Origin of the sequence: Paenibacillus sp. GYB003 (assembly GCF_036577625.1) — a bacterium.
Taxonomy (GTDB): domain Bacteria; phylum Bacillota; class Bacilli; order Paenibacillales; family NBRC-103111; genus Paenibacillus_AB.
The window spans coordinates 128,354-143,085 of record NZ_JARBDC010000001.1 but is presented as its reverse complement, the minus strand read 5'-3'; the positions used below and the strand labels follow the sequence as shown (position 1 = coordinate 143,085).

The 14,732-nt window shown below is 56.8% G+C and carries 16 protein-coding genes and 1 pseudogene; 14 read left to right on the top strand and 3 right to left on the bottom strand.

Annotated features, from left to right (window positions below; all coding sequences use genetic code 11):
• Positions 1 to 2: 2 nt before the first annotated feature.
• The 4 genes from PV407_RS00690 to PV407_RS00675 all read left to right on the top strand — a co-directional run bounded on the left by PV407_RS00690 (position 3) and on the right by PV407_RS00675 (position 2,673).
• On the top strand, positions 3 to 626 hold the full coding sequence (locus PV407_RS00690) for a hypothetical protein (RefSeq protein ID WP_332087923.1): 624 nt from the start codon (positions 3 to 5) through the stop codon (positions 624 to 626).
• A 4-nt stretch (positions 627 to 630) separates the two neighbouring features.
• The gene (locus PV407_RS00685) at positions 631 to 1,578 is read left to right on the top strand and encodes a phosphotransferase family protein (protein WP_332087922.1); all 948 of its coding nucleotides are present in this window, start codon (positions 631 to 633) and stop codon (positions 1,576 to 1,578) included.
• 129 nt (positions 1,579 to 1,707) lie between these two features.
• Complete coding sequence (locus PV407_RS00680) at positions 1,708 to 2,193, top strand: NUDIX domain-containing protein (RefSeq protein ID WP_332087921.1); 486 nt, start codon at positions 1,708 to 1,710, stop codon at positions 2,191 to 2,193.
• 48 nt (positions 2,194 to 2,241) lie between these two features.
• Positions 2,242 to 2,673, top strand: a complete 432-nt coding sequence (locus PV407_RS00675) for an NUDIX hydrolase (RefSeq protein ID WP_332087920.1) — start codon at positions 2,242 to 2,244, stop codon at positions 2,671 to 2,673.
• Positions 2,674 to 3,033: 360 nt separating this feature from the next.
• Here PV407_RS00675 and PV407_RS00670 read toward each other — a convergent pair.
• Positions 3,034 to 3,207 (bottom strand): annotated as a pseudogene (locus PV407_RS00670) (GNAT family N-acetyltransferase); the annotation flags it as partial.
• Positions 3,208 to 3,294: 87 nt separating this feature from the next.
• On the opposite strand from PV407_RS00670, the gene PV407_RS00665 reads away from it, so the two are divergent.
• Together PV407_RS00665 and PV407_RS00660 are read left to right on the top strand one after the other, a co-directional pair.
• Positions 3,295 to 3,834 (top strand): hypothetical protein, encoded by a 540-nt coding sequence (locus tag PV407_RS00665; protein WP_332087919.1) that lies wholly within the window; start codon positions 3,295 to 3,297, stop codon positions 3,832 to 3,834.
• A 55-nt stretch (positions 3,835 to 3,889) separates the two neighbouring features.
• Complete coding sequence (locus PV407_RS00660) at positions 3,890 to 4,429, top strand: AAA family ATPase (RefSeq protein ID WP_332087918.1); 540 nt, start codon at positions 3,890 to 3,892, stop codon at positions 4,427 to 4,429.
• A gap of 4 nt (positions 4,430 to 4,433) precedes the next feature.
• On the opposite strand, the gene PV407_RS00655 is transcribed toward PV407_RS00660, so the two are convergent.
• Positions 4,434 to 4,835: a YmaF family protein gene (locus PV407_RS00655; RefSeq protein ID WP_332087917.1), complete on the bottom strand. Its 402-nt coding sequence runs from the start codon at positions 4,833 to 4,835 to the stop codon at positions 4,434 to 4,436.
• 167 nt (positions 4,836 to 5,002) lie between these two features.
• Between PV407_RS00655 and PV407_RS00650 the strand changes: the two genes are divergently transcribed.
• From PV407_RS00650 to PV407_RS00615, 8 genes are all read left to right on the top strand, one after another.
• The gene (locus tag PV407_RS00650) at positions 5,003 to 5,734 is read left to right on the top strand and encodes an ABC transporter ATP-binding protein (RefSeq protein WP_332087916.1); all 732 of its coding nucleotides are present in this window, start codon (positions 5,003 to 5,005) and stop codon (positions 5,732 to 5,734) included.
• On the top strand, positions 5,718 to 6,740 hold the full coding sequence (locus PV407_RS00645; RefSeq protein ID WP_332087915.1) for an efflux RND transporter periplasmic adaptor subunit: 1,023 nt from the start codon (positions 5,718 to 5,720) through the stop codon (positions 6,738 to 6,740). Before PV407_RS00650 ends, PV407_RS00645 begins: the two co-directional genes overlap by 17 nt.
• An 87-nt stretch (positions 6,741 to 6,827) precedes the next feature.
• The gene (locus PV407_RS00640; protein WP_332087914.1) at positions 6,828 to 9,722 is read left to right on the top strand and encodes an ABC transporter permease; all 2,895 of its coding nucleotides are present in this window, start codon (positions 6,828 to 6,830) and stop codon (positions 9,720 to 9,722) included.
• Positions 9,723 to 9,724: 2 nt separating this feature from the next.
• On the top strand, positions 9,725 to 10,618 hold the full coding sequence (locus PV407_RS00635; RefSeq protein ID WP_332087913.1) for an ABC transporter ATP-binding protein: 894 nt from the start codon (positions 9,725 to 9,727) through the stop codon (positions 10,616 to 10,618).
• Between the two features lie 138 nt (positions 10,619 to 10,756).
• A complete protein-coding gene (locus PV407_RS00630; RefSeq protein WP_332087912.1) occupies positions 10,757 to 11,395 on the top strand; it encodes a peptidylprolyl isomerase in 639 nt (212 codons plus the stop codon).
• 43 nt (positions 11,396 to 11,438) lie between these two features.
• Positions 11,439 to 11,975, top strand: a complete 537-nt coding sequence (locus PV407_RS00625) for a DUF402 domain-containing protein (RefSeq protein ID WP_332087911.1) — start codon at positions 11,439 to 11,441, stop codon at positions 11,973 to 11,975.
• A 20-nt stretch (positions 11,976 to 11,995) separates the two neighbouring features.
• On the top strand, positions 11,996 to 12,673 hold the full coding sequence (locus PV407_RS00620) for an alpha/beta hydrolase (protein ID WP_332087910.1): 678 nt from the start codon (positions 11,996 to 11,998) through the stop codon (positions 12,671 to 12,673).
• Positions 12,674 to 12,685: 12 nt separating this feature from the next.
• On the top strand, positions 12,686 to 13,330 hold the full coding sequence (locus PV407_RS00615; RefSeq protein ID WP_332087909.1) for a YdcF family protein: 645 nt from the start codon (positions 12,686 to 12,688) through the stop codon (positions 13,328 to 13,330).
• 104 nt (positions 13,331 to 13,434) lie between these two features.
• On the opposite strand, the gene PV407_RS00610 is transcribed toward PV407_RS00615, so the two are convergent.
• Positions 13,435 to 14,721, bottom strand: a complete 1,287-nt coding sequence (locus PV407_RS00610) for a polysaccharide deacetylase family protein (RefSeq protein ID WP_332087908.1) — start codon at positions 14,719 to 14,721, stop codon at positions 13,435 to 13,437.
• Between the last annotated feature and the right edge of the window lie 11 nt (positions 14,722 to 14,732).

Genomic DNA, 14,732 nt, shown 5'->3' with positions numbered 1-14,732 from the left:
GAGTGGGAACGAAATTTGGAAACGTTCATGTAAAATCGGATGATCTGAACGAAATAACGTCGGCATTGCGGGAAATCGCCTCGGCTCGCGTGAAGGAAGGAACTCCCAAGCACGATTTGACCGGATTCGAGTCAATCGTTCAGCGAGCCCGCCAACTGGAAAACGTGTTTTACATCGGCGAATGGGGGAACGGGTGGATCAGCATTCTTAACGATTGTTTCGGCTGGGGGAAAGCCGAGTCGTTCGGGGAAGTTCTCTCCGGTATGATATCGTCCCCGGTTTTCACAGTCTCCTGTTTCGATGACGATGTGTTGGAGATGAACGTATACAGGAATGGCGAGGAGGTCACGGGACATGTATGGTGTTCCGGTTACGTCCGGGCGGATTACGGTCTCGACGAGAAGGAGGCGGATATAAGCGTTCTCTCCCGACTGTTAGGCCACGAGCATACCGCGACACTAATATCCATTCTGGATACCGAAGATCGGGAAAAGGCCGTCGAAGAAATGGAGTCCGTTATGGGAGTGCCGCTCCGAATCCATTCCGATTGGTTCGGGGAAATGGGGGACGACCCGTTCATACGTAACTATGTGAAGTACGACTTTAATCAGGATTCGAGAGGCTAACCCATTGACCCCCAAAAATGCTCCGCATATCGATGCAGTCGCACAAATCGTAAGCAAGTGTCTCCATACGTCCGCTTTTCAAATCGAGAGAGTGTTAAGCGGCGTATCTACTTACGTATATCGAATACGGTTATACCGAGATATCCTCTATGTTCGCATCCTGCCGGAACAAGGCAAAAGCCTCGGCGTGGAAGCGCGCGTCCATTCGCTTTTGAGACAACAAGGCGTTCGGGTGCCGGAAGTCGTATATTTTGAACATGTTAACGAAGCTACAGGGTTGTCGTTGATGATCGTGAACGAAATCCCCGGCTCCGATGCTGGTCGCTGTTCGTCGATGAACGAATACGGGAATATTGTTGCGGAGGCGGGGAAACAAATTGCAATCGTGAACCAAGTAGCGGTTAACGGCTTCGGTTGGATCAAAAGAGAAAAGGAAGAAAGCGGTTCGGACCTGCAGGGCGAGAAAAGTTCGTTGCACGATTGCATAAATGAATGTTTGGAGCAGGACTTGCTCGCATTATCGGAATATCGCTTTACCGGAGAAGAAACGACTCGGATCCTTAGGATCCTGGATGCCGGAGTTCCTTTGATGGCGAGACATCGAGCCCGCTTGGTCCACGGGGATTTCGACGACTCGCACATTTTTCAGCATGACGGAAGCTACACGGGCATGATCGATTTCGGTGAAATGCAGGGGAGCAGTCCCTTGTACGATTTGGGACATTTCAAACTGCATGACGGCCAGCGTTTCATTGGTTTTCCTTCGTTAGCCAGGGGATATAACGAAGTGAGGGACCTTTCCGACGAGGACCGTATTGAAATCGATCTTTGGGCATTATGGATCGGCATAAGAAGGCTCGGAATGATAAGCAAAAGGATGCGGGGGCCCTATCATGAACATTTGGTTCGAACAGTAAAGACGGAGTTGGATGTATTGAATCGAAGCCTGTAAGGAATTCGACAATCGACGCCTTTTTGCGTTCCATAGGAAATCCCGATCAAGTCGATCGATAATCGGTATTGGCCCGATTTTCCCTATATATGGTATCGTTGCTGTAATCATGTATAGGGGGGAAGCAGCGTGAATCAAGTTACGATGAGCGTCGGCGCGGTTTATTTTCGGCACGATGAAGCGCTGTTGGTCCAAGTCGGGTATGGCGCCAACCGCGGCATGTGGATGATCCCGGGCGGACTCGTGGAACCGGGCGAATCGTTGGAGCAAGCCGTTTCAAGAGAATTGCGGGAAGAAACCGGGCTGATTGCGGAGCCGACCCGAATCGTCGGCTTGCGATCCGGAACGCATCGGTCTTATGAGGGGACGCAAACGTCCGTTTACGTCGCGTATGAAATGGAATACCGGTCCGGCGTCCTGCAAAAAGACGATAGCGAGATTACGGATATCCGGTATTGGAGCCTGGACGATCTCGCACTCGCCCAAGACGTCGTCGAGCTGAGCCGAGAGCTCGTGATGGCTGCGGCGTCGGCCAAGGAAGGCGGACTTTATCCGGGAAATTCGATTCGGACGAATACGAAGTACCTCTCTTACCATTATTATGCGGCCAAGTGAACGGGGAGCGGGAACGAGCGCGTTTGGGACTCGAAAAGGAGGAGAGCTATGCAGCGAGGGCAAGATGCGTCGGGCGTCATCGTGATCAATGAGCAAAATCGAGTTTTGCTCGTTCATCAAACCTACGGGAAACAAGTATGGGCGCTGCCCGGCGGCATGGTCGAGGACGGCGAATCGGCTTGGGAGGCGGCGTCGCGGGAGCTTCAGGAAGAAGCGAGCATTAGCGCACCCGGAATGGATCTGGCGGGGTTGTACTACCAGCCGCATAAAAAACGATATATTTTCACGTTTAAGGCTCGTGGCTATGAAGGCCGGATCGAAGTGGACAACAAAGAAATCGACCGGTACGGCTTTTTTGACTTGGAGCATCTGCCCAAGCCGATATCCAGCTTTACGGTTCAGCGAATCGTCGATGCTTTGACCCATTCGGGTACCGTTTATAAAGAGGAAACGTTGGATCGTTATCGCATTATCGTGTAAACGTTCGGGGCGAAGGGCAATCGCGCTGGACTTTTGAAGCAGTATCGGCGAAAACCTGCTGCAGACGGGAAGAACGAGCGGGAAAACCTCCCGGTAATGATGATGAAATATCGCTATAGGGGCATTTTGGAGGGAAAACCTCCCGGTAATTTGCCCGGACCGCGCTTTTTCGCCTCGGCGCAGCTGATTTATCGGGAGCTTTTCCGCTTATTTCCAATCGCAGCCTGGACAGGAGCAGAGTAACGGGAGGAATTCCTGTAAAAAACGTATACCCAGGATCGCTCTCATGCGATTGCCATGGATCGGGGCGGAGGAGGACTTCCGCCCTATTCTAATTTCTGGTAATGTTAGCGTAAGAAAGATATATCCGAGCGAACGATACAGCGAATTGGAAGGGGCGCCGGCTCTCGTATCGAGCACCAGCAAGCTTCTCCCTTCCGATCGCGCCGTCCGCTCCGCTTGCCGCATAAGCATCGTCGCGATCCCATTTCTCCGTTCTCCCGGGCCCACCATCAGCTTGGCCATTTCCGGGCGAGATATGACGGGAGCGACGGCGGCTTATGGACATCAAGGCGCTTTTTGTCCTGAAAGAAACGCGGATCGAAAGGAGGCGGACCGATAATGATCGATATGGACAGCTTGCTCGCTTTTGCGGCGCCGTACTATGCGGACAAAGATATTATGCACGATTTAAGCCATATCGAGCGAATGCTCCGATCGGCTAACAAGCTGCTGCAATATTATCCGGAAATGGCCGACCGGGATTTGATCGTATACGGATGTTACTTTCACGGCTTTATTTATATCGAAGAAGACGGAATTCGGCGCTATTTGGAAGGGCAAGGCTTAAGCCGCGATTATATCGACAAAGCGATTCGGGTAGCGTGGGAGTCGCAGAAGGACGAGGTTCCGTCGACGCTGGAAGGGAAGCTGCTGCACGACGCCCATATGATCGAGGGCGGCAAAACGTACTTGATCGTCAAATCGCTTTGTACCGGAACGGCGAGAGGGCAGACGCTGGAGCAGACGCTGGATTATTTCGAAGCCTACGTGCTCGGGAAAGGCGAATGCTATTTGCCCGAAGCGAAGACCGTGTATAAGGAGATGCAGCAGTTCGCCGAGCAGTTTGTAAAAGAGCTGAGGGCGGGACTCGGAGATTAGCCCGATGGTTCGCCCGATCGTTCAAGCGCGCGAAAGAGAAAGAGGGAGGGGCACCATGTTTTTTTTGCAAATGGCCGGGTACCCGGGTTCGGGAAAATCTACGCTCGCCAGGCGGATCGCCAAGCGGACGGGCGCCGTCGTCATCGATCACGATATCGTCAAATCGGCGCTCGTGGAAGGCTGGGAAGGCCCTATCGACTCGAAGGCGGCCGGCAAACTGTCCTACCATATCGAATGGTCCCTGATCGATTTCCATTTGTCGCAGGGTCACAGCGTCATTTTGGACAGCCCGTGCCTGTATACGGAGCTCGTTCGGAACGGAACCGCTCTGGCGAGCAAGCATAAAGCCCGTTACAAGTATGTGGAATGCTATGCGAACGATGCGGACGTCATCAACGAACGGCTGCGGACGCGCGAGCGAAAGCCGACGCAGATTCAAGAAATTCCTTCGATGGAATCGTTTTTGAAGCTGGTCGACGGCAGCCAAAAGCCCGCCGGCGTCGATTGTCTCGTCGTCGACTCGACGAAGCCGCCGGACAGCTACATTGACGAAGTGATCGAATACATTCGCCGCGGATCGGCCGAGTCGGAATAATCCGTTACCAGCCCGGAGGCTCGTAGCCGATCCCGGTGCCGGTCGGTCCCGAGAACGAATGGGGATGGCGCGGAATGGTCAATACCGTCTTGTAGCTGCCGCCTTCGAATTGAAACGGCTCGTCGTTCAAACTTCCTTCGACGAGATGGTAATGAGAGCCGTCGGGCAGTGGGACGGCCGGACCGGTTTCGCCGACGATGCGATGAAAATGGCTTTGGGTCCCGTAATTCGCCACCCGGCTCACGCCCTGGTAATCGTGGGTATGGCCGTCGGTGGCGGTTCCGTTTACCGGATAGGTGAAAAAGTCGACGATATGCGAATGCCCCGCAACGGACGACGTCCGGTACGCCGCATAATGCGCGTGGGACGGTCCGCGAATTTGGCAAGCCTGGTCGAATGGCTTCAAGGCGTTCCCCTCCTCGATGCTAGCGTATGCGTCGCGCACCGTTCGTACGACCGGCGCTCTCGCGATCGAACAAATCCCCCCCTTTTTCTAACAAAAAGGCTCTATTCGAATGACTTGAAACCGATTACAGTAGTACCATCGACGCTTGTGTTAAATGGGGTGGAAAGATGGAGACGATTCGCAAATCCGACCTGGCTTTGTACGACCCGACCCGCGAAAGCGAACCGATCTTGAAGGCGGTCGGGATCAAGCGGGTGTTCGGACGAGGCGGGGCTGCCGTTCATGCGCTGAAGGGAGCCAATTTATCGATTCCGTACGGCCGCTTGGTAGCGCTGAAAGGCCGGTCCGGCTCCGGGAAAACGACGCTGATCAACCTGCTCGGGGCGCTCGACGTGCCGACCGAAGGCGCGATTTATTTTTGCGGGCAAGAAATTACGACACTGGGGGAAAAGAAGCGCAACGAGCTGCGGCGCATCCAAATGGGCTTCATTTTTCAGTCGTTCGCCCTAATGCCGCTGATGTCCGCTTACGAAAACGTGGAATTCGGCCTGCGCATCGCCGGCGTGCCGACGAAAAAGCATAAAGAGCTGGCCGAGCGGGCGCTCGAAAGCGTCGGTCTCAAGGCGCGGATGAATCACCGCCCGTTCGAGCTGTCGGGGGGCGAACAGCAGCGCACCGCCATCGCCAGAGCGATCGCCCACAGGCCGAAGCTGCTGCTCGCCGACGAACCGACGGCCGAGCTGGACAGCAAAATGGGGCTGCAAATCATTAAAATTTTCAAAGACTTGGTCCAGCAGGAAGGGATGACGATCGTCATTACGACGCACGACCCGGCGATCATGGAAATCGTCGACCAAGTATACGCATTGGAGGATGGGCAAATTGTCGATCAAGGGTAAACCGCTTGCCGCTCGCGCGCTAATCGCCGCTCTTCTCGTCGCCGGTACGGGCTGCTCGCTCCTCCCGAAGGAAGACGAGGCGCTGAAGCCTCCGCTTGTCAAACCGGTCAAGGAAAATTACGAAATCGCCGAGGTGAAGGTCGGATCGGCGACGAAAGCGATCAAGGGCGTGGCGACCGTCGAATCGACGAACGTGAAAAACCACGAATTCACGGGCACGACCGGCAAAATTCAGGAAGTGCTCGCCGTCAAAAACACGGCGGTCAAAAAGGGCGACCCGCTCATCATTTTGGACGCCGGCGATTCCGCGATCGTGCTCAAGGAGAAGCAGCGGGACTACGAGCAGGCGAAATACAATCTCGACCAGGCGAAGCTGACGCAGGACCCGAACAAAATGAAAATCCGCATCATGGAGCTGGAAATCGCGCAGCTTCGGCTGAACGACGCCCAGAAGGCGCTCGAAGGGAAAACGATGCGGGCGCAAATGGACGGCATCGTCACGTTCGTCGAAAACGTCAAGCCGGGCGATACGATCCAGCAAAACAAAACGTACGTTATCATCTCCGATCCGCAGTCGTTCCAGCTCACCTACAGCTCCGGCAATACGAGCGATTTGCTCGAGGTGCAGGTCGGCGTACCGGTCGATATTACGGCGAAAGGGAAGAAGCTGACCGGAAAAGTGGTGCAGTCCCCTTCCAACACGCCCGCGACCGACAACAAGCAGCTCGCGGACAAATACGCGAAGACGGTATATATCTCGGTGGACAATCCGATACCGGAAATGACGCTCGGGTCGACGGCCGACATCAATATCGTGACGAGGAAAAAGGACAACGTGCTGATCATTCCGCAGCGCGCGCTGTCCCAATATTTGGGCCGAAATTACGTCAAAGTGCTGGAAGGCGACAGCATCAAGGAAGTCGACGTGGAGAAAGGGCTGGAAACGGCGGACGGCGTCGAGATCGTGAAAGGCCTGAAGGAAGGGCAGAAGCTGATCCTGCAATAAGCCCGCGATCGCCGATCGTCCGTTCGGGCAACCGACGGAAGCGAACACCATTCATTGCCGATCTCCTCGAAAGGAGGAACCGTATTCGTGGCCATTCTAGTGATGATTTTTCGCAAAATGCTGAAAAATAAATGGCTGGAGCTCAGCCTGCTGTTCGGGCTCGTCCTTTCCGTCGCGCTCGTGAGCAGCATGCCGATCTACACCGAAGCGATTTTGCAGCGCATGCTCGTCAAGGAGCTGGAAAACTACCAAGTGACGTCCGGCGCTTACCCGCTTACGCACCGCACCGGCATATTCCTGACCGGCGAAACGGCCAAGGAAAACGGGGACAGCGCCCGCAGCGTCGACCAGTTCATGCAGTCGATCGCCGGCCGGTTCGATTTGCCGATCCGCGAATACGTTCAGGAGCGGGGAACCGATACGTTCAACTTCACTCCGAAAGACAAAGAACGGGTCGACGCGACCGTCAAGCGCAACGTGGACATCGTGGCGCTGTCGAATTTGGAGCAGCACGTCAAGCTGGTCGACGGCGCGATGCCCGCCAAGGAGCCGGTGAACGGCGTTTTCGAGGTGCTCGTCGTCGAAAGCGCTTTGACGCAGCTGAAAATGGTGCTCGGCAACGAGTTCGTCATCGAGGACGAACGGGTGAAAAATCCGATCACGGTCAAACCGGTCGGGGTCATCAATCCGAACGACGAGCACGACCTGTTCTGGAATACGCCGCTGGAAAGCTACGGCCGATCGTTCATCATGAACTACGACACGTTCGAGACATACATTACCGGCGGCGCCGACATCACCGTCCGTGCCGGCTTCTGGTATTTCGCGATGGATTATTCGCGGATGAACATGTCATCGATCGAGTCGTTCATTCGGACGCACCAGCGGATCGAAAATTTCGTCTCGAACACGTTTACGAGCCAGGCGATCAAAGCACCCGCATTGGGCGTCATCTCGAAATATTTGGACAGACAGGAGCAGCTGCGCGTCATGCTGTGGTCGCTCAACGTGCCGGTAATGATCATGCTCGGCTTCTACCTGTTCATGGTTTCGAACCTGATCGTCGACCGGCAAAAAACCGAAATCGCCGTGCTCCGGAGCCGCGGCGCCAGCCGGCTGCAGGTGCTGCTCAGCTACGTAATCGAAGGGCTCATGCTCGGGGCGGTCGCCTACGCGATCGGACCGTTCGCGGGCAAGCTGCTGACGAACATGCTCGGCGCATCGAACGGCTTTCTGGAATTCGTGCAGCGGTCCGCGCTCATCGTCGAAGTGAACGCCACCGCTTACAAGTACGCGCTGTACGCGGTCGCCTTTTCGCTCGTCATGACGTTAATCCCGGCGTTCCTCGCCACGCGCACGTCGATCGTCGGACATAAGCAGCAAATGGCGCGCATGGCGAAAATGTCGTTCTGGCACAAATATTTCATCGACGTGCTGCTGCTCGGCGTGGCGATCTACGGGCTGCAAAGCTTCAAGCGGCGCATGTCCGACCTGCAGTCGCTCGGACTCGACTCGGCCAACTTCAAGGTCGATCCGCTGCTGTTTCTCGTGCCGGCGCTGTTCACGCTCGGTCTCGGCTTGCTTCTGCTGCGGGTATATCCGCTGTTCATCCGGCTCGTGTACTGGCTCGGTCGCAAGCTGTGGCCGCCGTCGCTCTATTCGACGCTGATCCAGGTCGGGCGCTCCAGCAACCAGTACAGCTTTCTGATGGTGTTTCTGATGATTACGCTCGCCACCGGCTTGTTCAGCGCAAGCGCGGCGCGGACGATGAACAGCAATACGCTGGAAAAAGTGAAGTACAAAAACGGCACGGACATCATCCTCAACGTCAAATGGGAAAACGACGCTCCGCCTCCGATGATGGGCGGCGGGGAAGAGATGGGCGGCGAGGAAGAGGAGGAGCCGTCCGCAGCGCCGGTGCTGCCGATCGCCGGGCCGAAGCGGATTCAATATACGGAGCCTCCGTTCCAGCTGTACAGCGAGCTTCCGGGCGTCGCCCACGCCGCCAAAGTGTTCGTGAAGGACGACGCGGTGGCGCAAATCGGGAAAACGTCGTCGAAAATCAAGCTGATGGGCATCGATACCGACGAATTCGGCCGGACCGCTTATTTCAAAGACCGGCTGCTCGAACATCATTTCTACGACTATTTGAATTTGATTTCGACCGAGCCGTCCGCCGTGCTCATCTCGAGGACGATGGCCGACGAGATGGGACTGAAGGAAGGGGACTCGATCAACGTCGGCTGGAACAACGTCTCCTACAAGCCGTTTACGATCTACGGCATCGTCGATTATTGGCCGACGTTCAATCCGAACCCGCAGCAGCCGCCGAGCGGCAACAAAAAACCGGATTTGCCGAAGCTGGTCGTCGGGCATTTGAGCTACATTCAAAGCGCCATCGCGCTCGAGCCGTACCAGGTCTGGATCGACCTGAAAGACGAGCCGACGGCGAAGCAGACGTTCAACGACGCTTTGAACGCGAAGGAGCTGCCGATCGAAAGCTTCGTCGATACCGGCTACGAGCTGACGCAGGCGAAAAACGACCCGTTCCAGATGGCGATCAACGGCGTCATGACGCTCGGGTTTTTGATCAGCGTCGTCATCAGCTTTTTCGGATTTTTGTTGTATTGGGTGCTTTCGCTGAACGGCCGGGTGCTCCAGTACGGCATTTTGCGCGCGGTCGGCATCTCGTTCGCGCAGCTGATCGGAATGCTCGTTACGGAACAGGTGCTGACGTCGGGAGCCGCCTTTTTGCTCGGGGCCGGCATCGGCAACGTCACAAGCCTGCTGTACGTTCCGCTGTTCCAGCTGTCGTTCAATCCGACGACGCAAGTGCCGCCGTTCCAGGTTACGTTCGATCCGGCCGATTCGCTGCGCCTGTACGCCATCGTCACGGTAATGATCTTGATCGGCTTGTGCATCCTCGGCTATCTTCTCTCGCGCATCAAAATTCATCAAGCGGTCAAGCTCGGGGAGGACTAACGATGATCCATTGCGACAATTTGGTGAAAATTTATAAGGTGGCCGATTTGGAAGTAGTGGCGCTGCAAGGGCTCGATCTGCACGTCGAGCCCGGCGAGCTGATGGCGATCATCGGCAACAGCGGCAGCGGGAAATCGACGCTGCTCAATATGCTCGGCGGTCTCGATCGTCCGTCCGCGGGCAATCTGGTCGTGGACGGCAAAGATTTGCTGAAATTTACGGAGAAGGACATCGTCAAGTACAAGCGGGAGACGGTCGGATTCGTCTGGCAAAACAACGCGCGCAACTTGATTCCGTATTTGACCGCGCTGGAAAACGTCGAGCTGCCGATCCTGCTGCAGGGCCGCCGAAAACGGCAGCGCGCGCTCGAGCTGCTGGAGGCGGTCGGTCTCGGCCATCGCACCCGCAACAAGCTGAACCAGCTGTCAGGGGGCGAGCAGCAGCGCGTCGCGATCGCGATCGCGCTGGCGAACCATCCGCGCCTGCTGCTGGCCGACGAACCGACGGGCTCGCTCGATACGAAAATGTCGAACCAAATATTGGACCTGTTCCGCGAGCTGAACCGCTCGCTCGGGCTGACGGTCGTCATCGTCACGCACGATCCGCTGCTCGCCAAAAAAGTCGACCGCGTCGTCGCCATCCGCGACGGCAAAACGTCGTCGGAATTTATCCGCAGCAAGTCGTACGCCGACGAGCTGGCGGAGCTGGCGCAAGGGATGGCGGCCGAAGAGGAGACGCATGTCGAATACGCGATATTGGACAAAGCGGGGCGGCTGCAAATTCCGTCCAACTTTCTCGACGCGGTCGGCATGAAAAATTCGAACAAAATGGTCGTCACCGTCGAAGACGGCAAAATTATACTGCTGCCGCCGGAAGCGGAGAAAGTCGCCAAATAACGGTTTGCCCTCGCACCGGAACCCCGCCTCGGCGGGGTTTTATGCGTTCGGACGCGGCGCGGGCCGGTTCATTTGATCGCCGCGGCGAACGGGTGGTATAATTTGGCGAGAAAAAAGGAAGCGAGGGGGAAGTTCGGTATGAAGCGGCAGTGGCATAAATCGGTATGCGCGCTGGCGGTCGCGACGGCGGTTGCGCTCTCTCTGGCGGGCTGCGGAAGCGCGCCCGGGAAAACAGGCGACAAGAGCTGGAGCGCCCCGCCGCCGATGCAGCTGAAGGCGGACAAAGCGTACGAAGCGGTGTTCGATACGACCGAAGGCAAGTTCACCGTCCATTTGTTCAAAGATTTGGCGCCGAAGACGGTCAACAATTTCGTCTTTTTGTCCCGGCAAGGCTACTACGACAACGTCGTGTTTCACCGGATTATGAAGACGTTCATGATCCAGACGGGCGATCCGACGGGAACCGGCATGGGCGGACCGGGTTACACGATCGAGGACGAGCTGACGACGAAATACAAATACGATCCGGGCATCGTCGCCATGGCGAATACGGGAGCGAAAAATTCGGGAGGCAGCCAGTTTTTCATCTGCACCGGCCCCGACTGCGCGGCGAGCTTGAACAAAAATCCGTTCTACACGATTTTCGGACAAGTATCCTCGGGCATGGACGTCGTACAGAAGATCGCGGCAACGCCGGTCAAGCAGGACGCCAGGGGAGAGCCGAGCTCTCCGCTCAAAGAAGTGAAAATCAATAAAATCGAAATCGCGGAAAAATAGAGATGCGTCGTTCATCGAACGGGCGGAGGAGGAGCGAACCGAATTGATTCGAAAATATGCGGATCGTACCGATTGGGGGAGAATCGTCGAGAAGGAATTTACCGTCATCCCGGTCAAAACGATCGGCTTTTCCGGGACGGTTACGCTGGTCGAGCTGTTGAAGGTGAAGGAGCCGCTGTACAAGCAGTACGAAGGGCGGCAGGTCTGCATCGCGGACAACGGCTACAAATGGCTGCAGCTGTTTCCCGAGCATGCGCATTATACGGTTACCGCCATGTACGACGAGCATAATCGGGACGTCCAGCGCGTCGTCTCGATATGCAAATGCCAAGGCGTCTCGGACGGCGGCATTCCGTGGTACGAGGATTTGTTTTTGCATTTGGTCATCCTGCCGAGCGGAGAGCTGTACGTAATCGACCAGGAACGGCTGGAGGAGGCGGTGCGCGGCGGCGTTCTGACGCAGGAGGACGCCGAGCTCGCCTGGAAAACGGCGAATCACGTGATGGACGAATACCGGACCGGCTCGTTCGATTTGCTGGTCGTGGCGGACAAACATATGCAGGCGCTAGTCGAAGAATAATCCGTCAGCGAGGAATGGCGATGGACCGCAAAATATGTTTGGGGATTCACGGTTTTACGGGAGGGCCGTTCGAGCTCGAGCCGCTCGCCCGGCATTTGGAAGGCTGCGGGTATCGCTGCGTGCTTCCGACGCTGCCGGGTCACGGCGACCCGGAAAAGCTGCGGCGGGTAAGATGGTACGACTGGGTCGAGGCGGTCGACGCGGCGGCGGCGGCCATCGCGAAGCGATACGGTTCGTTCGATTTGGTCGGTTTCTCGATGGGAGGGGCTCTGGCCGCCCACGTTGCCGTCCGGTATCCGGTTCGACGGCTCGTCCTGCTGAATGCGGCGGTCATCTACGTCAGCCCGTACCGCCTGCTGCAGGATATCGGATCGGCGCTCAAGGTCGGCGACTGGAACCGGTTCGTCAAGGTGCACCATACGCCGATTCGGGCGACGGTGCAGTTCATGCAGCTGATCCGTTCGACGAAGCCGATCTGGAGCGGCATACGCGCCCCAACGTTCATCGCGCAGAGCGGCCGGGACCCCGTCGTCCATCCGTACAGCGCGAACGTGCTGGCGCACGCGATTCCGTCGGTCGTGCGCGTCGAATATTTTCCGAACTCGAAGCACATGATTTGTCTCGACCGGGAGGCGGACGCGCTGTTCGCGGCGGTGGAGTCGTTTTTGACGGAAGGCGGTACGACGGATGCGCCATAAGGAGAGCAGGGGATGAAACCGATGACGAATGCCGTGTCGATGCCGCGGCGCCGCAGACGAAGAAAAGGATGGGGAATCGTCCTGAGCGCGGCGGCCGCCGCGGGCCTGCTGTGGATCGGATACATCCAGTGGCTGATTCATTCCGTGGAGCAGAGCGCCCCCGCTTCGAAGGCCCAGGTCGCCATCGTGCTCGGGGCGGCGCTATGGAACGACCGACCCAGTCCCGGACTGAAGGAACGGCTGGAGAAAGCTTACGCCTTGTACGAGAGCGGAGTCGCGGATCGGCTTATCGTATCCGGCGGGCTCGATAACAACGGCGCCACGATCACCGAGGCGGAGGGAATGAAGCGTTACTTGGTCGAACGAGGCGTACCGGAGGAAGCGATTATCCGGGAAGACGAAGCGACGAGCACGTACGAAAATTTGCTGTTCAGCAAGCGGATCATGGACCGCGAAGGATGGACGCGGCCGATTATCGTCACGCACCGATATCACGGCGCCCGCTCGATCGATATCGCCGAATTCGTCGGACTGGACGGAGCGACCGTGGCGTTGACCGATTCGCAAACGATGTGGATGCCGTGGCACAAGTTCAGAGAGACGCTCGCGTATACGAAGTGGCTCGGAGTCAAGCTGATGCTGACCGTGAAAGGGTAAAAGGAAGACGCCCGCTGCGATTTTTCGGATCGCCCGGGCGTCTTTTTTTCGTCATGCGGGAAAGAGAAGTGCGGATATCGGCCGGTTCGTCCGGTTTCCGCGGGTTAAGCGATGTATCGGGTTTTCAGCTCGTTTTTGGAAATCGCCACGATTTTCGGTTCGAGCAGATCGGTTTTTTCCTTCAACCGTTCCTTGCCGTTCGGATGTACGACGTACAGCAGCAGCCGCAAATAGGTGCGCGTCATCCGGGCGAACAGTCCTTCGGGCAGATCGAACACGGCGAAGCCGAGCTGCTTCGAGCCGCGATGGATCATCGTGATGCCGTACAAGCCTTTCACGTTCTCGTACTGCGGATCGGTCAGCAGCAGCTTGCTGATGGCCGGCATGAGCGTTCGCGTCCGGCGGATCAGCTGCGTCGCCAGCTGCACGGTGCTGCGCGAATCGATGCCGAGCTTGAACAGCGTGTAGTTGTCCAGATGCATTTCCGCAATCAGGTCGCCTTTGCGAATTTGTTCCCCGTCCGGCAGCACGATCGACTGTCTGCCTTGATATTCGCGAACGCGCAGCTTGACGAGCGGGTTATCCGAATCGACCGATTTCAGGTGGAACAGCTTGACGAAGCAGCGCTCCCAAGCCATCCAGGCGTTGACGAGCACCCGCTTGAACAAACCGAGCCGATACTTCATCGAAGCTTGCAGCAGCTCGTCGACTCGCACCGTCACGAGACCCCGCTCCTTCATATGCGACAATACGTCGTCCAACGCATCCAGCATATGGGACGGAGCGTCGCGATCGGCGCCGAACGTTTCGCCGCTGTCGTGCAGCAGTACGACCGACCCGGGCACGATCGTGTTCAGCAGCCTGGACTTCAGCTTGTTCCGTCCGACCCGGCTCCGCCAATCTTTCGGCATAACCGACCAGAGCACGACCGTATAATGTTTCAGGAAAAACAGGTCGAATACGTTCAAAATCCCCCACGGCGGACGATAATAATCGGGCTTCGTGCCGGTTATGGAAGCGACGATTTCGGCGGAACGATCGGCTTGCTTGCTCCGGACGGACCACGGAGACATGAACCAGTTCGACTTGTGCGAGTAATTATGAATGCCGATCTGATGTCCTTCCCGGTGCATTCGCTCGATCAATTCGGGATGGCGCTCGGCCTTGGCCCCCAACACAAAAAAAGTCGCTTTCGCCTTATGCTTCTGTAGCAGATCGAGCAGGAGCGGAGTATAGACCGGATCGGGACCGTCGTCGAACGTCAGGGCAACCTGATTCGTAACTTTCCCTCTGCGAAATACGCCGATAGCAAATATGCGCGTCGCCACCCACGGTACGATCGTATAGATCGCCACAATCAGCAAAAAAGTGAATAGGAGACGCTCCTTCATGGTCATCACTC

Bases quoted from the DNA above. Each gene is read 5' to 3' on its own strand.
- PV407_RS00675 (WP_332087920.1), top strand. From the start codon at position 2,242: ATGCAGCGAGGGCAAGATGCGTCGGGCGTCATCGTGATCAATGAGCAA.
- PV407_RS00635 (WP_332087913.1), top strand. From the start codon at position 9,725: ATGATCCATTGCGACAATTTGGTGAAAATTTATAAGGTGGCCGATTTG.
- PV407_RS00610 (WP_332087908.1), bottom strand. From the start codon at position 14,721: ATGAAGGAGCGTCTCCTATTCACTTTTTTGCTGATTGTGGCGATCTAT.
- PV407_RS00650 (WP_332087916.1), top strand. From the start codon at position 5,003: ATGGAGACGATTCGCAAATCCGACCTGGCTTTGTACGACCCGACCCGC.
- PV407_RS00615 (WP_332087909.1), top strand. From the start codon at position 12,686: ATGAAACCGATGACGAATGCCGTGTCGATGCCGCGGCGCCGCAGACGA.
- PV407_RS00665 (WP_332087919.1), top strand. From the start codon at position 3,295: ATGATCGATATGGACAGCTTGCTCGCTTTTGCGGCGCCGTACTATGCG.
- PV407_RS00660 (WP_332087918.1), top strand. From the start codon at position 3,890: ATGTTTTTTTTGCAAATGGCCGGGTACCCGGGTTCGGGAAAATCTACG.
- PV407_RS00630 (WP_332087912.1), top strand. From the start codon at position 10,757: ATGAAGCGGCAGTGGCATAAATCGGTATGCGCGCTGGCGGTCGCGACG.
- PV407_RS00620 (WP_332087910.1), top strand. From the start codon at position 11,996: ATGGACCGCAAAATATGTTTGGGGATTCACGGTTTTACGGGAGGGCCG.